Here is a 23,432-nt window from a genome sequence, read left to right as displayed (position 1 = left end):
CAAAAGTGATAGAAATAAAAGTCATAGCGTAGAAAAGGTGATTCTTGTCAGTTAATTAAAGTATTTATTCGTTATTTTATATAAAGGGATTGGGGTAAATAAAAATAAGATTAGTCAGAATATTAGAATTAACGCTAGTATTCTGACTATCATTGGGATGGTAGATTAATCTTGTTGTAGTAAAAAATTGATTACACGTGAATAATCCTTAATATAAGTTTCATAAGAAGTAGCATCTAGACCTTGAGAATTAATAATATACAATCTGTTAACGAAAAAACTAGGAATCGATGTTGGTTGTAACTCATCTCTAGCTTCATTTTGCTGAACTTCAAAGGCTTTTACCAAAAAGTTATCTTTCATGCTTTCATACTTGGCTTCATCAATACCTAAATTGATGAAAACACCTTTAATATCGTCGGCTGTTTTGATAGTTTTATCAAGTTGAATACCATCATAAAGATCAGATGCTATTTCATTTTGGATACCTAATACATTTGCAATAGCCCATGCTTGCGACAATTCTTCAGCGAGAGGACCAAAATTATTTAAATGATAACGTTTAAATTTAATGTTTTTCGGCAAATTAGACGTAATAGTTTCGTTAATTTTATATGTTCTTTCAAGCTTAAAACAAGATGAGCAATTAAAAGAAAAAAATTCAATCACTTCTTTTTCGGGAGAAGCAAACTTGGCTAATTTATAATATTGCTTGCCATCAGTAATTTTAACCGGTTCAACGGATTCTTCAGTTTCAGCAGCCAAAGTACAAAACGATATAATAATGGCACTGATTGTCACAAAAAACTTTTTAAACATGTTAAAAGGCTCCTAAAATTTAGTCATTCAATTAGTCATATAATGATTCAAATCAGTGTAATTAAGTAATGCCACGCGCTTTCAATAAAGCGGATTTAAAATCAGCTTCATAATCTTTTTTTATACCAGGAATTGCTTCCGATTTATCTGTATCACGCATTTTCAAATGATAAATTAATACTTCATCACTCAAGTTATTTAATTCGCCTTCATAACCTGCTTCACTACCTAATTTAGCTAGAAATTCAAGTAGATTTAAATCGGATTCTTTCTCCCAAGCTGGGGTAAGAAGTTCGATAAGTTCTTCAATTCTATGGCACGCCATAATAATTTACCTATTTATTTTGATTAATTTTGCTTATAGTAATGGTATTTAAAATTTTAGCAATGCTCTATAAGCGATTATTTATGTCACTAATGCCTATAACTGCAATTATTCTGGCTGGCGGTCAAAGTAGCCGAATGAATCGACAGAATAAAGGACTGCAATTATTACACGGTAATCCATTATACTATCACGTTATTAATAAAATAAAACCGCAAGTTAATCATATTGTGATTAATTGTAATCAAGATATTGAACAGTATCAAAAATCAGGCTATCCAGTTATTGTTGATGAATTAATTGGCTTTTTAGGACCATTAGCAGGGATTTTCTCAGGATTAATAACCAGTTCAACCGATTGGAACTTAGTGGTAAGTTGTGATACACCTTTTTTACCAGATGATTTAGTTAAGCGCTTACAAGCGCATTGTGATACTCATCTCGCGGCTTATGTGTTTGATGGTGAAAAATCACATCCTACATTAATGCTAATTCATCGTCAATTAGCTCCAATGATTAAACATTATTTATTACAAGGTAAACGAAAATTACTTGGTTTTTTACAGCAAATCGACGCTATTCAGGTTGATTTTAGTGATAAACCAGACGTATTTATTAATATTAATACGTTAGAACAATTGGCTTATTGGAATCAAAAGCAATGCAAATAATTGGAATATGTGGTTATAGTGGTAGTGGTAAAACTACGCTATTGACAAAATTAATCCCTTTACTAAAACAACAATCTATTCGTTTAGCCGTAATTAAACACAGCCACCATAATATGGATATTGACTTGCCCGGTAAAGATAGTTATCAGTTGCGTTATTCTGGTGCAGATCAAGTGATTGTTGCTAGTGATAAACGATGGGCATTAATGACTGAAACACCACATAATCCACCTGATTTACTGACATTAGCCAAACAATTTAATCAAGTTGATTTAGTTTTAGTCGAAGGGTTTAAACATGAAATGATTCCTAAAATTGTCTGTTATCGGCATTCTCTCGATAAACCGCCATTTTATGATGAGTATACACTGGCAATAGCTACCGATTACGAACTGGATATTGCAATTAAACAATTTGATATCAATGATTTAATAACAATTAGCCAATGGATTAAGCATTATTTATTGCTTTCAATATCTTAATCCAATTGGAGGAATCAATTATCAATAAAAATATTGATCGCTTTTATCTTGATGGTTAAAAAAATAATATCATCAATATGTAGATAATTTATTGATTATCATATCAATAGTATCTGTATTGAATTTTAAATATATCAATCCATTAGGTACGAGGTTAATGTTTGAATAAACATTATACGTTAGCATAAAATACAACAACGATAATAGAGTGATTATGCAGATCTCTTCGAGCATATAAAAATAACCTTTCGCTGCTGGATATCACAAATTTTGCTTATCATTTTTTTTTGCTCTTCTTGTCTCTAACTTAGTGATATTACACAATCAACAGCATCAATCGTTACAAGGCGCGAGTATTTTAGCCAATAGGTGACTAAAAATCTCTTGTTATGGTTATTGCAGAATGGTATCCGTTAACGATTGGTTCTTAGGTATACTGTTTAAAATATTTGGTAAAAATAACGTATCCTAAAATTTTACTTTAATAGTGACAATGGGGAAATGGTATATTTGCTATAGAATTGGCATTCAATATTATTTTCCTACTAATACCAAATAATTACCACCAAAGCTAACAAGTTTACTTGCTGCGGTATTACCAATTCCCCATCAATTCAATCCCATTTATCTCAATGATAGGTTACATTGTAAAGCAAACTGGATTGAGAGATAAATAGTCAATTTAGGTAAACAGAACTAGTTAGAACATCTATCGCATTAATAACCTCTTTCATCATTCATATTTATTACTAAGCGATTTTTGTTAGTAACTGTTGAATAAAATGGGGTACAATTTGGCTAGCAGGTCCATAAATTTTTAGATCAAACAGATTTTCTTTTAACGATGGTTCTAAATTTAATTCAATAGTATGTGCGCCAAACTGATTGGCTAGTTGTACAAAATTGGCTGCTGGATAGACATGACCGGATGTGCCTATGGCAATAAAATAATCTGCTTGTGTTATTTGTTGATGGATTTCATCTATATAAAGTGGTATTTCACCAAACCAAACAATATGTGGACGAATCATTTTATTTTTCTCGTAATAAATATCATCATAGCAATCGAAGATTTGACCCGTTTGTTCATCACGAACTTTTAGTAACTCACCATGCATATGAATAATATTTTTAGATCCTGCCTGTTCATGGAGGTTATCGACATTTTGCGTCACAATGGTTACATTTTCGCTGCCTATTGTGTATTCTAATTTAGCTAATGCAAAATGAGCTGTATTAGGTTTAACGTTCGGTTGTTGTAATTTTTTACGTAGCATATTGTAGAAGCGATGAACTTGAACGGGATCACGTAAATAACCTTCATATGTGGCGACATCATCCACATTATACCCTTCCCATAAACCATTTTGTGCACGAAATGTTGCTAAACCTGATTCAGCTGAAATACCAGCACCAGTTAAAATGACGAATTTAGTTTTTTTCATTATAGTTCGCTCTTTTTTAATAAGTTTTAGCTATATTGTAACGGTTTTGATATATAACTGATATTACTTAATTATTTTAAATCGAGTTTTAATGAAATAATTTTATAAAGAGATATGTAAAAATAGTATAAAATCAAATAGATATTGTTATAAAGTTTTTTTTTGGCTAATCTGTACATTAAGTGATTTTTTGATAATTTATTGAGTTTTCTACAAAAATGATAAAGTGAGTTCCATCATCACAAACTCATCGCGACGAATGATTAATTTTGTAATTTTTATAAAATAGTAAACAGGAGCAAATGATGAGTAAGAAGTACCACAAAGCCGTTATGCCAGATCAACGAGCCGTACACCCCCATACTTTTGACACCGCACCTAGTGATATCAATATCAAACCAACGCCTAAACCTACTCAGCCAGGCAGTGAACCTTATGCTGCGGGTTCACAAAAATTACCACAAAATAGTAATGCAAAATTACAAGATTTGGATACTTATCGCAGTGTCGATGATAATCAACCATTGACCACCACAACTGGGGTAAAAGTAGCGGATAATCAAAATTCATTAAAAGCCGGGGTGCGCGGTCCAACGTTAATGGAAGATTTTTTACTACGCGATAAAATGATGCACTTTGACCGTGAACGTATTCCAGAGCGGGTAGTTCACGCGCGTGGTGCAGCGGCGCATGGTTATTTTCAGCTTTATAAATCATTAGATAAATACACTAAAGCAAACTTTTTAAATGATACCGGCTTAAAAACCCCCGTGTTTGTGCGCTTTTCAACCGTGCAAGGTTCACGTGGTTCAGCTGATACGGCACGAGATGTGCGTGGCTTTGCCACTAAATTTTATACTCAAGAGGGAAATTTTGATATTGTCGGTGTGAATACGCCAACATTTTTTATTCAAGATGCAATTAAATTTCCAGATTTTGTTCATGCGGTAAAACCAGAACCGCTCAATGAAGTACCACAAGGACAAAGTGCCCATGATAGCTTTTGGGATTATGTCTCTTTACAACCAGAAACGATACAAAATGTGATGGTTGTAATGTCTGATCGTGGTATTCCACGGAGTTATAGTAATATGGAGGGGTTTGGTATCCATACATTTCGGTTAGTAAATAGTAAAAATGAAAGCTGTTTTGTACGTTTTCATTGGAAACCGATTGCCGGAACGTGTTCAATGATTTGGGATGAAGCTCAAGCCCTGATGGGACGTGATCCTGATTTTCATCGTAAAAATTTATGGGAAAGCATTGAAGCTGGCGATTATCCAGAATATGAACTTGGTTTGCAAATTATTCCGGAAAGCCAAGTAAATAATTTTGATTTTGATATTTTAGATGCGACGAAATTAATTCCTGAAGCCTTAGTGCCAGTCCAACGAATTGGTAAAATGGTCTTAAATCGCAATCCAGATAACTATTTTGCCGAAACTGAACAAGTGGCATTTTGCCCAGCTAATTTAGTTCCTGGTGTTGATTTTTCAAATGATCCATTATTACAAGGTCGTATCTTTTCGTATATTGATACTCAAATGTATCGACTTGGTGGCGCCAATTTTAATGAGATCCCGATTAATAAACCGGTTTGTCCATTCCACAATCAGCAACGTGATGGATTTCATCGGATGGAAATCAATACCAATCCGGCAAATTATGAACCTAACTCAATTAATAATAACTGGCCAAGGGAAACCGCCCCCAAAGCCCAAAATGGTGGATTTAGTAGTTATCAAGAAACATTGGATGGCGAAAAAATTCGGCAACGTAGTGAATCGATGACTAACTTTTATTCCATGCCTCGGCTCTTCTGGCAAAGTCAAACAGCAACCGAACAACAACATATTATTAACGCCTTTAGTTTTGAATTGGGTAAAGTGATGCGTCCTTATATTCGTGAACGTGTGGTTGATTTGTTATGTAACATTAATCATGATTTAGCGAAAGGTGTGGCCACTCATTTAGGTATTACATTAACCGCAGAACAAAAAGCGCGTCCCGCTCCGATTTTGTTTAATAACTTAGATAGTGATCCGACACTGAGCTTGTATGCCAATAAGACATTACCATTAACTAGTCGTAAAGTTGCTATATTAGTGAGCGACGGCGTATGTGGGGAATCTGTCGATAAAATTCGTGAAATGTTGACCAAGAAAAAGCTTTACAGCTTACTACTTGCTCCACACATGGGAGTGGTAAAAACGCAACAAGGTGACAGCTTGAAAGTAGATGGTACAATTGAAGGGAATCCTTCTGTTACCATTGATGCTGTAGTGGTTCCAACCAATCAAAATATTGAGATGTTACTCAACGACGGTAACGCTAAATATTATTTACAACAAGCTTATAAACATCTTAAACCAATTGCATTACACAATAATGCTAAACGTTTATTTGATGCGGCGATGCTTGAGGAAGATAAGGGTACGTTGATGGATGACAATATTGTTGAATTGATTTTAACCTTGATGAAAGTCCTATCCTTGCATCGTATCTGGGAACGTGAAGAAAAGGCTTTATCCGTGCCAGCTTAATACTCAAAAATGATTGGTATTAAAATTAGAATATAAACATATTATATTCAATAAAATCAATCAGTTATAATATTAAATGTAACTGGTTGATTTATTAAAATAAATCAACATATTGGTTTAATTTTTTATCTGTTAGCTAAAAAATGTCACTATATGGAATAAAAAAGTAATTATTTATCTTTAAGATCAACACTTATTTCAAAAAAGGTGTATAATTTTGCGCCTAATTATCCTGTTAATTTTTTCTGGAATCGATATTGTGATTGAAAATATAAGAAATATTGCCATTATTGCGCACGTTGACCATGGTAAAACGACATTGGTTGATAAACTCCTTAAACAATCGGGAACCCTTGATTCACGTGGTGATGACACTGAACGTGTTATGGATTCCAATGCGTTAGAGAAAGAACGTGGTATTACCATTTTGGCAAAAAATACGGCGATTGATTGGAATGGTTACCGTATTAATATTGTCGATACCCCAGGCCATGCTGATTTTGGTGGTGAGGTTGAGCGGGTTATGTCAATGGTTGATTCTGTGCTATTGCTGGTTGATGCTATGGATGGACCAATGCCACAAACCCGTTTTGTAACGCAAAAAGCGTTTGCTTATGGTTTAAAACCAATTGTTGTGATTAATAAAGTAGACCGTCCAGGTGCTCGTCCTGATTGGGTAGTTGATCAAGTTTTTGATTTATTTGTTAATCTCGGTGCCACAGATGAACAATTGGATTTTCCCATTATTTATGCTTCCGCATTAATGGGTGTAGCGGGTGAAGATCATGAGGCTATGGCAGAAGATATGACACCGCTATTTGAAGCGATTGTTAAACATGTTGAGCCACCAAAAGTTGATGTTGATGGTCCATTCCAAATGCAAATTTCTCAGCTTGATTATAATAGTTATGTGGGTGTAATCGGTATTGGGCGTGTTAAACGAGGTCGTATCAAACCAAATCAACAAATTACGATTATTGATGCTGAAGGTAAAAAGCGTAATGGTAAAGTGGGACAAGTTTTAAGACATTTAGGTCTTCAACGTTATGAAGCTGATGTTGCTGAAGCTGGCGATATTATCGCTTTAACGGGATTAGGGGATTTAAATATCTCTGATACGATTTGTGATGTCAATGCTGTTGAAGCACTACCAGCTTTAACAGTTGATGAACCAACTGTGACCATGTTTTTTAATGTTAATACATCCCCATTCGCTGGAAAAGAAGGAAAATTTGTCACTTCACGTCAAATTTTAGAGCGTTTAAAGAAAGAGTTAGTGCATAATGTGGCATTACGTGTTGAAGAAACCCCTGATCCAGATGCTTTTAAAGTCTCAGGTCGTGGCGAATTGCATCTTTCCGTATTAATCGAAAATATGCGTCGTGAAGGATATGAATTAGCAGTTTCACGTCCAAAAGTTATCTTTAAAGAGATTGATGGACGTAAACAAGAGCCGTTTGAACAAGTTACCATTGATGTTGAAGAACAGCACCAAGGTCCGGTAATGGAAGCACTAGGTTTACGTAAAGGTAATCTGACTAATATGATGCCAGATGGTAAAGGTCGAGTGCGATTGGATTACGATATTCCAAGCCGTGGCTTAATTGGCTTTAGAACTGAATTTTTAACGATGACTTCTGGTACTGGTTTACTTTATTCAACTTTCAGCCATTATGATGATGTGCGTCCTGGTGAGATTGGACAACGTATTAACGGGGTATTAATTTCTAATGGAACAGGTAAAGCGTTAGAATATGCATTACATAGCTTACAAGATCGTGGTCGTTTATTTATCGGACATGGTGTAGAAGTATATGAAGGCCAAATCATCGGTATTCATACTCGCTCAAATGATTTAACTGTAAACTGTTTAACTGGTAAAAAATTAACCAATATGCGAGCTGCCGGTACAGATGAAGCCACAACACTATCACCACCAATTAAAATGACCTTAGAACAGTCATTAGAATTTATTGATGATGATGAATTAGTTGAGGTTACACCATTATCCGTTCGTTTACGTAAGCGTCATTTGACGGAAAATGATCGTAAACGAGCATTCAGAAATAATAATAACGACTAATTTTTATTCAAAATTAAAAAGCGTTGACGATTACGTTAGCGCTTTTTTTGTACGCTCAGTTTTTATTTAGTACCCCCTCTTCTTTACCGATTAATTATCCTTAATACTGGCTTGCTATGCTGATAAATAATAGTGGCGTAGGTGAAGCTTGCTTATATTTTGTTTAATAAATAATCTTACATGTGATATTTACATGTAAGATTATTGTGATAAAATGTCTTCATCTACTTTTATTAAATATGTCATTTTTTGTTAGCCAAATTATATGGAAAAAACGCAACCAATTAAGAATTCTGCTTTTTATCAAAGACGCTATCGTCAACGTCTACAAGAACAAGGTTTTGTAAAAAAAGAAGTGTGGATTTTGCCAGAAAATACACCTAAATTACAGGAAATAGAACTGAAATTACGCCAATTTCAAAATAATGTCCAAGATATAAATACGAACAAACTACAGGAAAAAAATACAATGAAAAAAAATGAAGTATGGGGTATTACCGATCTTTACCAAACCTTAAAAAAGGAACCTTTATTTACACAAGGTACGGCGAGCATTGAAATCATTGATGGTGTTGATGCCTGCTTGCATATAATTATGCATCAGTATGGTGATTTACCGCTATTTTTAAGTGTTTCTAATCAACAAATCATGGTTGAAGCATTGCTTTGGCCGGTAAACATGGTTAACCAACCAGAAAAATTTAATCAGGATGTATTGTGTACGCGTAAACTTTTCCCGTTATCGACTATTGCCATTGAAAAAGCCGGTGATGGTAGCGTTAACTATATAATGTATGGTGCATTAAGTTCAACATCGTTATTAAGTAATATTATTTATGAACTTGAAATGCTTTCCGATAATGTTATTAAAGCAACAGAAGCTTATGAACATTATTTAAATATAAATAAACAAGATTAATCATTAATCGAATTAGAAAGAATACGAGGTTTAAAAATGGCAATATTATCAAAATTAATTACGGCATTGCGTGGTGGCATAAATGAAGCTGGCGAAGCGATTATTGATACACAAGCATTACGTATTTTAGATCAAGAAATTCGTGATGCTGATAGTGAATTAAAACAAGCGAAGGAAGCGTTAGCTAGTGTTATGGCCCAGCAGAAAATGGCTGATAAACAAGTTGTTGAAACGCAATCGAAAATTACTGAATATGAAGGTTATGCACTTAAAGCGTTAGATAATAATGATGAAGTATTAGCGTTAGAAGTTGCAGAAAAAATCTCGCAACTTGAAAATGTATTAGCTGGTCAGCAAAAACAAGCTAAAGCGTTTGCTGAAAGTGTAACGAATTTGCGACAAACTATTTCACAAACCGAAATTAATATTCGCAATTTAAAACAACAAGTTGATATTGTAAAGGCAACAGAAAGTGTACAAAAAGCACAGTCTGCTGTTTCTCAACGCTATGGGGGATCAACAGCAAAATTACAAACAGCATTGGATTCCTTAGATAGAATTAAACAGCGTCAGGAAAAAAATGCGGCAACAATTGAAGCGAAAAATGAATTAGCGCAGTCAGAAAATCATGATCCATTAGATGCTAAATTAAAAGCAGCCGGAATTAAATCAGAAAATCAAAATGCTGCGATCATTTTAGCAAAATTAAAAGAAAAAAATGCTAAATAAGTGAAGTGATTTATTTTTGATTTTTTTAGGCTAAAATAGCAAAAAATAACTAACATAAAATATGTCACACAGATATCTTGGATAAAAAGGAAAAATAACAATGGATATTTTTGTCAGTATATTTCTTGCCTTTCCTGTGGTAATTTACAGTGGCTTACTGACTTTATGTGTTTTATATTGGCTGTTTGCGGCAATGGGTATACTGGCTATAGACTGTCTTAATTTTGATCTCGATCTTGACCTTGATGTTGATGCCTATCACGCGGAAATACCTTCAACCAGTTTGGGGGGACTTCTAATGAAATTTGGTTTTAATCAAGTCCCGTTAACCTTGATTATTACGCTAATTTCGTTGATTGGTTGGATCATTTCTTATAGTTCTTTTCAATTATTACTCCTCCCTTTTTATGATGTGCCATGGATTTATTATCCAGCGGGTATCGTTGTATTTTTTGTAGTATTAATCATCGCTATATATATTACAGCTTTTATTATTAGACCAATACGGCCGCTATTTAAGCAATTGAATGCGACAAATCATAAGACTTTACTTGGACAAACCGTCGTCATTCGTTCAAGTGTTGTAAATAATGATAAAGGTGAAGCAATTTATGAAGATGGGGGGGCTGGATTAATTTTACAAGTTAGGTGTGATGAATCATATCAATTTAAACGTGGTGATAAAGCTATATTGCTTAATTATGATGCAACTTATAATAGCTATCAAATCGTGAGTATTGATGAATTTAATGGATCGTAAAGGTAAATTTTTGGAGAATAAAAAATATGGGTTTTAGTTTTGATAGTTTAACACTTTTTGGCATTGTGATTGCGATTATTGCCATTATCATTGTCGGTTTTATAGCATTATTTAAATCATTTTATATCAAGGTACCACAAGGAACGGCGTTAATTGTTAATGATATGACATCAAGCCCTAAGGTACATTTTACTGGTGCATTAGTTTATCCGGTAATCTACAAAAAAGAGTTCATGAAAATATCTTTAATCTCTTTTGATGTTGAACGTCGTGGTAAAGATGGTTTGATTTGTAAAGATAATTTGCGGGCAGATATTTGTGTCGCTTTTTATTTACGCGTTAATGAAACAACCGAAGATGTTTTGAAAGTTGCTAAATCAATCGGTGTTGATCGTGCTTCAGATCAAAAAGCAGTGAGTTCCTTATTTAGTGCTAAATTTTCCGAAGCATTAAAAACCGTAGGTAAGCAATTTGAGTTAGCTAAATTATTTGAAGATCGAATGAATTTCCGTGAGCGTATTATTGATGTTATTGGTAAAGATTTAAATGGTTATGCTTTAGAGGACGTTGCCATTGACTATTTAGAACAAACACCAATTCGTTCACTAGATCCAGATAATATTTTTGATGCTGAAGGGATTAATAAAATCACCTATATTACAGCAATTCATAAAGATGAAACCAATAAACGTGAACGAGATCTTGAATTAGCATTAAAAAAGAAAGATACCGAAACAATAGAAGCTAAACTTGAACTTGAACGTCAACAAGCGGATGCTGAAGCGCGCCAAAAACGTGAAATTGAAACAATTCGTGCTCGTGAACTTGCTGAAACATTAAAAGTGAAAGAAGAAGAACGTTTAAAAGCAGAACAAGCACGAATTCAAGCTCAACAAGAAATTGAAGTCAGAGAAGAAAATCGTCAGCGTGAAGTGGAAGTAGCACAACAAAACCGCTTACGCGCTGTTGCGATAGAAGAAGAACGTGTAGAAAGAGCACGCTCTTTAGAAGTTGTGGCTCGTGAACGTGAAGTTGAGTTGCAACGAATTGAAAAAGATAAAGCACTCGAAGAAGAAAAAAAGAATATCGCCAATGTGATTCGTGAACGTGTATCTGTTGAAAAAACGGTTGCTGTAGAAGAGGAACGTATCAAAGAAGTGCGTGAAGTATCAAAAGCCGATCGTGACAAACAAATTGTAGTTATTGATGCGCAAGCGCGTGCCGAACAAGAATTAGTAAAACAGGTTAAACAAGCAGAAGCAGATGAACAAGCGGCGAAACATCGTGCGGTCGAAATCAGTATTATCGCTCAAGCTGAGCTTGAAGCAGCAGCTAAAAACGCTGAAGCGAAAAAACAATTAGCGCAAGGTGTTGAGGCTGAAGAAGCTGCTATTGGTCTTGCTGAAGCAACCGTACGTAAGGCCAGCGCTGAAGCTGAAGAAAAAGAAGGTTTAGTTAAAGCGCATGTTTGTGCTGAAACATTATTAGCCGAAGCGAAGGGTAATCAAGAGAAGGGCTTAGCCGAAGCAAAAGTCATCGAGGCAAAAGCAATTGCCCTTGAAAAACAAGGTTTAACAGAAGCAAAAGTGTTAGAAGAAAAACTTTCTGCTCAAGCACGTGGTGATGAAAGAATTGGTTTAGCAAAAGCTACTGCAACCAAAGAAGTTGGGATCGCTGATGCTCTAGTGATTCGTGAGCGCTTAACGGCAGAAGCAAATGGTTTGGTTGAGAAGTTCCAAGCTCTTGGTACAATGAATGAGCAATCAAAAAATCATGAAGAATTCCGCTTAGCATTGGAAAAAGGTTTTGAACAGGCGATGGCGGCGATTGCAGCGAATAAAGAAATTGCCAAAGAACAAGCCGAAGTACTTGCGGCTGCGTTTAGTAAAGCTAACATTGAAATTGTGGGTGGTAATGATAACTTCTTCAATAGCTTCTCAAAAGCAATTAGTGTAGGTAAAGCGATTGAAGGGGCTGTCGGTCAAAGCCCTGTACTACAGAATGCATTACAATCCGTATTAGCTCGCTTATCAAATAACAAGGATATCGATATTAAAGAAGCGCTTGGTAATACCGATTTAAAAGCATTAGCTAAACAGTTCTTATCTTCTTCTGATCAGAGCTAGTAAGGCGATTGTTTTATAACACTTGGTAATAAAGTGATTTTCATTATCTGTTTTTACTCAGCCGCTTCATTGGCTGAGTAAAAATAATCATCTTTTCTGTATAATAATTAATGAGTTAAAAATGACAGACGTTCAACAAGATAATCAACAGCAAACAGCACTGGATAATGCCGTAGCCGAAGGCGGTGCTTATGAAATTCTCCGTAAACGTTTAACCGCATTGGGTCAAGAGCTACAGCAAAAAACGGAAGCATTAAACCAACAAAGATTGTCTGAGTTCGGTAAAAGTGATATGTCAATTATTAGCCGAATTCGTATTCGTACGGAAAATAATTGTATCGCTCGAGATATTGTACGATTTGGTGATTGGTTATTATTTGGTTATAACGTCTTTCTAGGGTTGAAAAAAGAGACCAAAATAGCCGATGTATTTTCACTTTATCAGTTAGTAGAACGTGATGGTAATTACGAGACTGAACCGGTTGCTCTGGGTGATACCTTTTTAAATATTGAGCGTTTTGTACAAGATTTTAATGAACTTTATACTTATTATAAAAATGCTCAACTTTTGCAATTAGTTGAACGAGATGGGAAATTACTGGCAAGTTTTCAAATTGGTGAAAGGGTTAGTGATATTCGGGTTTTCCGTTGGTCTATTTCAAGTGATAAAAAAACCATTAATTATATTGATAATCGTGGTGAACGTGATATTGCCTTACCGCCCGCTTATGATTTTGAATGGGTTGAAACAACGCGTGAAAATATTGTTAATGGTCGTTTTCCGCATATCAATATTTTAGATACAGTATTTGTTGAAACGATTGGCGGTGATCTAACCATCAAATGTGAGAATAATACCAATGATGGTTTGGGTATTTATCGTGAAGAAGTTTTGGATAAAAACCAATCGCTTAACGATGCTAAAATTGAATATGCTAAAGTGGGTTCTTTAATTCTATTAAGAATATTACCTTATCGCGAAGAGAATTGGCGATATCTTATTTATAATACGTTGACTCAAAAGGTTCAGCGTATCGATTCTATTGGTCAAGCTTGCATTCAATTACCAGAGGATCATGGTGTTATTTTTCCGGGTGGTTATTATTTACAAAACGGTGAATATAAATCTTTTGATCAATCAATGGAAGGAATGCGGTTCCGCCGTATTCGTCGTTCACCAAATGGTGAAGATGTGATGTACATCTTTTATGATCCGAATTCGGGCCGTTTAGCACTGTTTAATTACAATATGATTGAACGAAAACTCAGTAGTCCGATTCTTGGTCATGGTTATGCCGTGTTTGAAGATGGACGAATGGTGGTTTTTGAAGGTGAACGTGATGAACCTACACGTGTCCATCCAATGCAAATCTGGCAAACGCCATTTTACAGTGATGAATATGCTGCACAACAACCTACTAATAATAGCTTCTTAGGTAAAATTGGAAATGCTGAATTAGTTAGGGGGATTTCTGATCTCTATTTTATTGTTCGTGAAATTGATAATCAGGCTGTTTCATCTGCTCTTTATAGCAAATTGATCACCGATACCAAACGTTTATTTGATAGTTATTTTTGGTTGAACGATGAACGTCATTTATCATTTAATACCAACCTACATAATATTTGTCAAACTAGTGAATTAGTATTGGATGAGTATGAGAAAGTTGAAAGTATTCGTCGGCAGTCTGATAGTTCTATGCGTGAGGCGATATCTGATCAGAAGGCATTACTAACCACGCTTTATCCAGATACATGGCAAGAGACCCAAATGTATGTTGATGCACTTAATGCTATTAAGATGCAACTTGGGAAACTTGTTACTTTACGAAGCTATCGTTATATTGATCTCGATCAGCTCGATCAGATGGAAAATGAATTAAAAGAACGACAATCTATCGTTTCTTTGGCAACCGCAAAATTTTTAGCTGGTGAACAAGCGCTTAAGCCATTTTTAACAAAAATTAATGAATTAGAAGCTACTATTGCAAAAGCGGATACAGCAGTCCAACTTAACGAGGCCATTAAGCAAACGGAACAAATGTCGGTTGACTTAGATATGCTGTCTCAGTTAATTGCTTCATTAAAATTTGATGATGTCACATTACAGACAAAAATTATAGAAGCTATTGCTGATGTTTATAGCCAGTTAAATCAAACCAAAGCACGTATTAATCAAAAACGTAAAAGTCTAGCTAATGTTGAAATGGTTGCACAATTTGGTGCCCAATTTAAGTTGTTTAACCAAAGCATTGCCAATGCGTTAAGTATCTCAACAACACCAGAAAAGTGTGATGATGAATTGTCGCGTTTACTTGTGCAACTGGAAGAACTTGAAAATCAATTTAGTGATAGTGACGAATTTCTTAATGATATTTTATCTAAAAGAGAAGAAGTACTTGAAACATTCGAAACCCATAAACAAGCACTACTCGAAGAGAGAACCAAGCGATCTGAAGCATTGCAAACAGCAGCGCAGAGAATTCTCGATAGCATTCCACGCAGAACGGCTAAATTTGTGGATCCTAATGAGTTAAATGCTTTTTTTATTGCAGATACGTTAGCCCTGAAAATTAAGGAATTGGTTGAAAAACTTAGGTCTTTATCTGATAACGTTAAAGCCGATGATATCGAATCGCGTTTTAAAAGTGCTAAAGATCAAGCTATTCGCACATTACGCGATAAATCAGAGATTTTTGAGTCAGGTGGTAATGTGATCAAATTAGGTCCTCGCCACAAATTCAGTGTTAATACCCAAGAGCTTGATTTAACCATGGTGGCAAAAGAAGACCATCTTTATTTACAACTTACTGGTACTGATTATCAAGAAAAAATTAACAATTCCAAACTTAATAGTTATAAAGCATTTTGGCCATTATCGTTAGAATCAGAATCTACAACGGTTTATCGTGCTGAATATTTAGCCTATTCTATTATTTCCTCGGCGCTGAAAAATGAAAATGGTTTAACCTATGCAGATTTAACAACGCAGGTAAATCAATTAGATAGTTTAAATAAAACGGTGCGCGATTATGCCGCAGTGAGGTATCGTGAAGGTTATGAAAAAGGGGTGCATGATCATGATGCGGTAAAGATTATAGCCAAATTAATTCCATTGGGTGAAAGTGCAGGTTTGTTGCGTTACAATCCTTTAGCTCGTAGTTTGGCCATCCTATATTGGCATTATAATCAAAAAAATGATATTGCGACTTTGTGGCCTGAACGGTCAAAAACCTGTATGGATATTTACACATTATTTGGTCATGACGAAGGATTACAAAACTTGCGTTTAGAAATTGCCAATGAGTTAACGTTGTTTTTGTCCCAGTATCCCATTGCACATGAACATTTTCATATTAAACAAGCCGCCGAATATCTCAGCTATGCTTTAGCTGTGGTTCCCCAAGAATTTGTATTAAGCAAATATAGTAAACGTTTATTTGACGAGTTGAAAAATCATTTAAATCAATCCCATATGTGGAGTGATTTTAACCAGTCACAGGTGAAACTAGCTGATCGCATTGCCGATCGATGGCAATTAATTGAAAATTGGTATAAAGGCTTATGTACTTTACCAAAATATCAAGCTTTACAAAGCTATATTGCTGAAGCAGTGATTTTATGTTTGTTAGATAAACAGACACATCTCAATATTACGATCAGTGAAATGGAACTGGAAATTACGATAGGGGATTTATTAGGACAACATCAACGAGTTAAGCAAGGTGTATTGACTATAAATCTTGATAATTTCTTTACCCGTATGCGCCATCAATCGCGTATTGTCATTCCTGAATTCCAGAAATATCAAACTATACGTCAAGAAATATTAAATGAACAGCGTAATGATTTACATTTGGATGAATTTAAGGCGAAACCGTTAAGCTCATTTGTTAGAAATAAATTGATTAATCAAGTTTACTTACCGATTATAGGAGATAATTTAGCTAAACAAATTGGTACGGTAGGTGAAAATCGGCGAACTGATTTAATGGGCTTATTATTACTGATTTCACCGCCAGGCTATGGTAAAACAACGCTAATGGAATATGTGGCTAATCGTTTAGGCTTAATTTTTATGAAAATTAATGGGCCAGCATTGGGACATAGTGTTTTATCTTTTGATCCCCAACAAGCTCCAAATGCGACCGCTCGTCAGGAGTTGGAAAAACTCAATCTTGCATTAGAGATGGGCAATAATGTGATGTTATATCTTGATGATATTCAACATACCCATCCTGAATTTTTACAAAAATTTATTTCATTGTGTGACGGTTCCCGTCGTATTGAAGGGGTATGGCAAGGTAAAACTAAAACCTATGATTTAAGAGGTAAAAAGTTCTGTGTCATTATGGCTGGTAATCCGTATACCGAGTCAGGTGAAGTCTTTAAGATCCCAGATATGTTGGCTAACCGTGCCGATATTTACAATCTTGGTGAAGTGTTAGGGGGAATGGACGAGGTCTTCGCTTCAAGCTATATTGAAAACTGTTTAACGTCAAATAGTGTTTTGTCGCCATTAGCATTACGTGATTTAAATGATCTTTATCACTTAATCGATCATGCTCAAGGTAAACCGCTAAATACTAATGAATTAAGTTATACCTATAGCCAAGCTGAGATCGGTGAAATTGTTGCAGTGTTAAAACATTTGTTGACTATCCGTGAAGTGGTATTTAAAGTTAATCAACAATATATTATTAGCGCCGCACAGTCAGATAAATATCGTACTGAACCGCCATTTAAACTACAAGGTAGTTACCGTAATATGAATAAATTAGCGGAAAAAATCTCAGCGGTGATGAATGCACAGGAGATCAATCAGGTTATTGAAGATCACTATTTAGGTGAGGCTCAATTATTGACCAATGGTGCAGAGGAAAATCTCTTAAAATTAGCTGAAATTCGTAATGTATTAACAGCTGAACAAAAAGTACGTTGGCAACAGATCAAACAAGATTTTATGCGTAACAAGGCTCTGGGCGGTGATGATAGTGATACTGGCGCAAGAATTGTGACTCAGTTAGCAGATCTTGTGCAAAGCGTTCAATCCTTAAAAGTATAAATTTATTAAAACGATCCAATCCTAAATCGGAGAAATGTTTTAGGGTTGGATATCGCTAATATCTTGATTTATTGACTTTGAATTAGCTATGTTTTCTCTAATCAAACAATATGTTAGACATTTTGATTTGATAGTGAATACACATTGAGAAAATATTATTCTTTAGTATATAAAAGGTATTGATAGGGTAATATAATAAGTTATAAATCTCTCAACCGGATGAAAAATAACAAATGTTAAAACACAGGAAAAAAATTTTATTTTTTTTAATATTAAGTTTATTAAGCTGTTTTATCTATTACCGATATTTTTATTTGGAACAATTAGAAGATAAAGACAAAATTGGCCAAATTGTCGATCAATTTAACGGCGTGAATGTTTATTATAATGGTAAGATCGGTAATGTTAGCGGTCGTAATGTGACCAAAGATGGTTATAATCTAGGTCAAAAATATCAATGTGTTGAGTTCATTAAACGTTATTATTATGAGCGTTTTAATCATAAAATGCCGGATAGTTATGGGCATGCCAAGCATTTTTTTGATTCTGATATTGCTGATGGGCAAATAAATGCTAAACGTAATTTATTACAATTTCATAATGGTTCACCAACTAAGCCAGAAGTAGAAGATATAATTGTGTTAGGCAAATCCTTATATGGTCATGTTGCCATAATTAGTAATGTTACAGCTAACGAAATTGAAATTGTTCAACAAAATCCAGGCCCTAATGCCAGCAGCCGTGCTACCTATCCATTAATATTTAAAGATGGCTTATGGACGATTGATAATTACCGTGTTTTGGGTTATTTACGCAAAGCGAAATAATGAAAAATTCTTTAATCAATCGATGATAAATTAAAATGTTAGGTTATAGATGCAGATAACAGATTATATATTTAACGCAGATTAATTAAATATATAATCGATGTTATTCGTTAATTAGCTTCAATATTTAAAACAATAATCTAGCTTTGATCGTTCCCGTGACCTGTTTTAGTTCGGTTAAAATATCTTCTGCTCTTGTAAAATCAACACTATCAATATCAATGACTACATAACCTACTTCTGGAGAAGTTTGCAAGTACTGACCAGCAATATTTAAACCACGGTTTGCAAATAAGGTATTGATAGCGGTTAATACACCAGGTTGATTTTTATGGATATTGATAAAACGGCTTACGCCTTTACTTGGAATCGGCAAAGAAACTTCAGGGAAATTTACTGCGCTTAACGTTGAACCAGAATCAGAATATTTTGCTAATTTGGTGGCAACTTCTATGCCAATATTTTCTTGTGCCTCAATTGTTGATCCGCCAATATGAGGTGTAATAATAACATTATCGAATTGACACAAAGGAGAGCTGAATGGTTCACTATTACTTGCTGGTTCGCTAGGAAAGACATCAATCGCCGCACCGCCAATATGTTTACTAGCTAGCGCATTAGCTAATGCATCAATATCTACCACTTTACCTCGGGAAGCGTTAACCAAAATAGAGCGTGGTTTCATCATATTAAATTCCTTTTCACCAATCATTTTTATGGTGGTCGGATTTTCTGGAACATGTAATGAAATTACGTCACTCTCGGCTAAAAGCGCTGCCAAACTTGGCATTTGTTTAGCGTTACCTAATGGTAATTTAGTTTCTATATCATAAAAAAACACTTTCATACCTAATGATTCAGCCAGTACGCTCAGTTGGCTACCGATATGACCATAACCAATGATACCTAAACGTTTACCCCGTGCTTCATGAGAACCAATGGCTATTTTATTCCATTTACCTAAATGTGCTTGTGCATTAGCCTCAGGAACTCGTCTTAACAGTAAAATCATTTCAGCTAGAACTAATTCAGCAACCGAACGGGTATTTGAAAACGGTGCATTAAATACCGGAATTCCTCTTCTACTCGCTGCCTGAAGATTAACTTGATTGGTACCAATACAAAAACAACCAATTCCAGCTAATTTAGGCGCACAATTGATGATTTCTTCCGTCAGTTGGGTTCGAGAACGAACGCCTACAAAGCGAGCATCTTTAATAGCTTCTTTTAATGCTTGCTCATCGAGTGCTCCTTTATAGTATTCAATATTGGAATAACCTGATGCTTTTAAAATTTCGATTGCGCTTGGATGAACGCCTTCCAGTAATAAGAATTTATTTTCGTCTTTATTTAATGTCTGCACGACCATGTTATTTCCTTAACAATTTTGTTGAGTTTGTCAGGCTATTATAATGCAATCTCTTTTACACCACTTTTAGTACCTATTAGCGCAATATTGGCCCCTCGGTTAGCGAATAAACCCACGGTAACCACACCAGCAATATTATTGATTTTATGTTCCATTTCAATGGCATTTGGTATCATAAAGTCGTGAATGTCTAGGATTACATTGCCATTATCGGTTACCACGCCATCACGATAAATCGGTTTGGCACCGAGTTTGAAAATTTCTCTAGCTACATATGAACGAGCCATTGGGATAACTTCAATAGGAAGGGGAAAATTTCCTAAGGTTTCAACCACTTTTGATTCATCAACGATACAGACAAATTTTTTACTAATGGCTGCGATGATTTTTTCGCGCGTAAGTGCAGCTCCACCACCTTTGATCATTTGCATTTGATGATTAATTTCATCAGCACCGTCAACGTAAATATCTAAACTATCGACATCATTACAGTCAAAAACACGAATACCATATTCCATTAATTTTTTGGTTGATGCTTCAGAGCTTGAAACAGCACCAATAATATCATTTTTAATCGTCGCTAAGGCATCAATAAAATGTGCGGCGGTGGAGCCTGTACCCACTCCTACTATAGTTTTAGGTTTCACAAATTTTAATGCGGCAAACCCGACAGCTTTTTTTAATTCGTCTTGAGTCATTGGTATTACCTTAAATTAATTATGAAAAATAATAAATTTTTATAAGCAATCTTGTGTAAGATATGGCATAGTAACCAATTGAGAAGCAAAAATCATTATGATTTTGATAAAAAATCGTAAATTTGATCAGCAATATTTAACAATAAACTATTATAATACTCATGAAACGTCCAGATTATAGAGCATTACAGGCATTGGATGCCGTTATCAAAGAACGAGGATTTGAACGCGCGGCTGATAAGTTGTGTATTACACAACCAGCGGTATCGCAACGTATAAAACAGTTGGAAAGTTTTTTCGGTCAACAGTTGTTAGTAAGAACGATCCCACCTAAAGCGACGAAACAAGGTGAGCATCTGTTAGGTTTATTGCATCAAGTTGAGTTGTTAGAACAACAATGGCTTGGTGATAATGATCACACCACGACCCCTTTATCGCTTTCTATTGCGGTGAATGCTGATTCATTAGCAACATGGCTATTACCTGCATTAAAACCGGTATTAGATAAAAATAATTTGCGTTTTGATATTCAGGTTAAAGATGAAGAGCATACTTTAGATTTATTGCGATTAGGAACAGTTGTTGGAGCGATCAGTATTCAAGAATTACCCTTGCCTGGTTGTTTATCAGATCGCCTTGGCGCATTAGATTATATTTTTGTGGCCTCACCAGACTTTGCTAAGCGGTATTTTCCAAATGGTGTAACTCGCTCAACTTTAATGAAAGCGCCAGCGGTTGCGTTTGATCATTTGGATGATATGCACCAAATGTTTTTAAATGAAAATTTTAATATGGCACCAGGTAGCGTGATATGTCATATTACCAGTTCATCAGAAGCTTTTGTTCAGCTGGCTAAACAAGGGGCAGCGTGTTGTATGCTACCAATCCTACAAGTCGAAAATGAATTAAAAAATGGTGAATTAATTAATTTAACAGAAGGGTTATTTCAGCGTCGTATGTTATATTGGCACCGATTCGGACCTGAAAGTAGTGTGATGCAAAATATTTCCGAAACCTTAACACAGTATGCTAAGAATGTACTGTGGCAACAAGATTAAAAAGTGGTGATTATCAACACTATAATTCATTTCTGTTTTACGTGGGTCACTATCTGACCCACATCTATATCAATTAAATTTACTAACGTTGAGTTTAATATTGGTATTATTTATTGCAATTGCGTTAGTAAATTGGCTAATGATCTAACCCCAACGCCTGTTGCTCCTGTTGCCCATAATGCGGTTGCTGATTTGCGGAAGGTTGCTGAACAGTCAATATGTAACCAATTTTGCTGATAGTTATTTACAAAATAAGATAAAAAAGCTGCCGCAGTGCTCGCGCCAGCAGTGTTTGGCAAACCGGAATTACCAATATCAGCAAATGATGATGGAAATTGTGAACGGTGAAATTCTGCTAATGGTAATTGCCAAAATGGTTCAAGTTCATATTGTGCACTTGTTAACAGTTGTTGAGCGAAGCTCTGATCAAACGATAGCAATGAATGATAATCGTTACCGACCGCTACTTTTGCCGCCCCAGTTAATGTTGCACAATCGATAATATATTTAGGATGTGCATCACATGCGCATAATAATCCATCAGCCAGCACTAAACGACCTTCAGCATCGGTATTTTCGATTTCCACACTGACACCATTACGGTAACGAATAATATCACCTAATTTAAAAGCTTCACCACTGACTAAATTATCTGCACAGCATAAATAGAGTTTAATACGTGATGTTAAACCACGGCTAATGGCTAAGGCTAAAGCTCCGGTTACTAATGCTGCACCGCCCATATCTGCGCGCATGGTTTCCATAAATTGGGTTGGTTTTAAGCTATAACCACCAGAATCAAAGGTAATTCCTTTACCGACTAAACAAGCCATAACTGGGAAGTTATCATCGCCGGTTGGATTATAATCGAGCTCTAATAATACCGGTTCTCGCACTGAACCTTTACCAACCGTATAGATGCCCATGTAGTTATCTGCTTTTAGCGCCTCACCACAAATAAGCTTATATTTTACATTGTTTGATAAAGATGTGATTAAATCTATACTCATTTGTGCTAACTGCACTGGACTTTGCTGCTCTGCAGGTTGATTAATCGTATTACGGGTCCAATCAATGATCGATAAACGATTGTTTAATTCATGTTGATCATCTTGATTAAGCTTAGACCAGTGAATTTTTGCTTTATGATAGCTTTTAGGATGACGATAACCAAGCCAAAAATGCCAGTTAGCTTCGAGATCCCATCCTTCGCCAGCCAAAGTAAGATCGTAAATGCCTTGGCTTTCGATTTTGCGACCTGCCTTTTGGATGGTTTCTAAATAAGATTTAGTTGTACAATGAATAGTAATACCTTGATCGGTATAGCTGAGTAAAGCAGATTGACCCCATTGTTCATCGGCAGATTGGTGGGACAGAAAAATCGACATAGTCGCCATGATATTTGTTACTCCATTGAAAGTGATTCGCGTTTTATATCACTATTTTAGCAAAATTAGTTAATAATACACCTTTGATTCATGGTTACCACGTTAATCATGGCATAAAAAATTTT

At 35.2% G+C, this 23,432-nt stretch carries 17 protein-coding genes; 11 read left to right on the top strand and 6 right to left on the bottom strand.

What is annotated here, in order from left to right; all coding sequences use genetic code 11:
• Nucleotides 1-165 precede the first annotated feature (165 nt).
• Complete coding sequence (locus FcAc13_RS11290; protein WP_187756322.1) at nt 166-819, bottom strand: DsbA family protein; 654 nt, start codon at nt 817-819, stop codon at nt 166-168.
• A gap of 61 nt (nt 820-880) precedes the next feature.
• The gene (locus FcAc13_RS11285) at nt 881-1,144 is read right to left on the bottom strand and encodes a YihD family protein (RefSeq protein WP_187756321.1); all 264 of its coding nucleotides are present in this window, start codon (nt 1,142-1,144) and stop codon (nt 881-883) included.
• A gap of 83 nt (nt 1,145-1,227) precedes the next feature.
• Between FcAc13_RS11285 and mobA the strand changes: the two genes are divergently transcribed.
• Both mobA and mobB read left to right on the top strand, forming a co-directional pair.
• On the top strand, nt 1,228-1,815 hold the full coding sequence (gene mobA / locus FcAc13_RS11280; RefSeq protein WP_187756320.1) for a molybdenum cofactor guanylyltransferase MobA: 588 nt from the start codon (nt 1,228-1,230) through the stop codon (nt 1,813-1,815).
• Nucleotides 1,806-2,297: a molybdopterin-guanine dinucleotide biosynthesis protein B gene (gene mobB / locus FcAc13_RS11275; protein WP_187756319.1), complete on the top strand. Its 492-nt coding sequence runs from the start codon at nt 1,806-1,808 to the stop codon at nt 2,295-2,297. Before mobA ends, mobB begins: the two co-directional genes overlap by 10 nt.
• 749 nt (nt 2,298-3,046) lie before the next feature.
• Here the strand turns inward: mobB and cobB are convergent.
• Complete coding sequence (gene cobB / locus FcAc13_RS11270; RefSeq protein WP_187756318.1) at nt 3,047-3,742, bottom strand: Sir2 family NAD+-dependent deacetylase; 696 nt, start codon at nt 3,740-3,742, stop codon at nt 3,047-3,049.
• Nucleotides 3,743-4,047: 305 nt separating this feature from the next.
• On the opposite strand from cobB, the gene katE reads away from it, so the two are divergent.
• The 8 genes from katE to FcAc13_RS11230 all read left to right on the top strand — a co-directional run bounded on the left by katE (nt 4,048) and on the right by FcAc13_RS11230 (nt 18,794).
• Nucleotides 4,048-6,285: a catalase HPII gene (katE, locus tag FcAc13_RS11265; RefSeq protein ID WP_223064594.1), complete on the top strand. Its 2,238-nt coding sequence runs from the start codon at nt 4,048-4,050 to the stop codon at nt 6,283-6,285.
• A gap of 259 nt (nt 6,286-6,544) precedes the next feature.
• On the top strand, nt 6,545-8,368 hold the full coding sequence (typA, locus tag FcAc13_RS11260; protein ID WP_187756426.1) for a translational GTPase TypA: 1,824 nt from the start codon (nt 6,545-6,547) through the stop codon (nt 8,366-8,368).
• Between the two features lie 265 nt (nt 8,369-8,633).
• On the top strand, nt 8,634-9,287 hold the full coding sequence (locus FcAc13_RS11255) for a YjfI family protein (protein WP_187756316.1): 654 nt from the start codon (nt 8,634-8,636) through the stop codon (nt 9,285-9,287).
• 36 nt (nt 9,288-9,323) lie between these two features.
• Complete coding sequence (locus FcAc13_RS11250; RefSeq protein WP_187756315.1) at nt 9,324-10,016, top strand: PspA/IM30 family protein; 693 nt, start codon at nt 9,324-9,326, stop codon at nt 10,014-10,016.
• 100 nt (nt 10,017-10,116) lie between these two features.
• A complete protein-coding gene (locus FcAc13_RS11245) occupies nt 10,117-10,776 on the top strand; it encodes an OB-fold-containig protein (protein WP_187756314.1) in 660 nt (219 codons plus the stop codon).
• Nucleotides 10,777-10,802: 26 nt separating this feature from the next.
• Nucleotides 10,803-12,902, top strand: coding sequence for a flotillin family protein (locus FcAc13_RS11240; protein ID WP_187756313.1), 2,100 nt, complete (start codon nt 10,803-10,805; stop codon nt 12,900-12,902).
• Nucleotides 12,903-13,023: 121 nt separating this feature from the next.
• A complete protein-coding gene (locus tag FcAc13_RS11235; RefSeq protein WP_187756312.1) occupies nt 13,024-17,967 on the top strand; it encodes a DNA repair ATPase in 4,944 nt (1,647 codons plus the stop codon).
• Nucleotides 17,968-18,281: 314 nt separating this feature from the next.
• Complete coding sequence (locus tag FcAc13_RS11230; RefSeq protein WP_220679304.1) at nt 18,282-18,794, top strand: CHAP domain-containing protein; 513 nt, start codon at nt 18,282-18,284, stop codon at nt 18,792-18,794.
• Nucleotides 18,795-18,921: 127 nt separating this feature from the next.
• Here the strand turns inward: FcAc13_RS11230 and serA are convergent, their stop codons facing one another.
• A complete protein-coding gene (gene serA / locus FcAc13_RS11225) occupies nt 18,922-20,163 on the bottom strand; it encodes a phosphoglycerate dehydrogenase (RefSeq protein WP_187756310.1) in 1,242 nt (413 codons plus the stop codon).
• A 38-nt stretch (nt 20,164-20,201) separates the two neighbouring features.
• Entirely contained in the window at nt 20,202-20,861 is a 660-nt protein-coding gene (gene rpiA, locus FcAc13_RS11220) for a ribose-5-phosphate isomerase RpiA (protein ID WP_187756309.1), read from the bottom strand.
• 161 nt (nt 20,862-21,022) lie between these two features.
• On the opposite strand from rpiA, the gene FcAc13_RS11215 reads away from it, so the two are divergent.
• Entirely contained in the window at nt 21,023-21,919 is an 897-nt protein-coding gene (locus FcAc13_RS11215) for a LysR family transcriptional regulator ArgP (protein WP_187756308.1), read from the top strand.
• Nucleotides 21,920-22,029: 110 nt separating this feature from the next.
• Here the strand turns inward: FcAc13_RS11215 and pepB are convergent, their stop codons facing one another.
• The gene (gene pepB, locus FcAc13_RS11210) at nt 22,030-23,307 is read right to left on the bottom strand and encodes an aminopeptidase PepB (RefSeq protein ID WP_425499472.1); all 1,278 of its coding nucleotides are present in this window, start codon (nt 23,305-23,307) and stop codon (nt 22,030-22,032) included.
• Nucleotides 23,308-23,432: the final 125 nt, after the last annotated feature.

The sequence above is a fragment of the Frischella japonica genome, from assembly GCF_014489845.1.
In the GTDB taxonomy this organism is placed as follows: domain Bacteria; phylum Pseudomonadota; class Gammaproteobacteria; order Enterobacterales; family Orbaceae; genus Frischella; species Frischella japonica.
The sequence above is the reverse complement of the archived record's forward strand: the minus strand, read 5'-3'. Positions and strand labels throughout refer to the sequence as shown.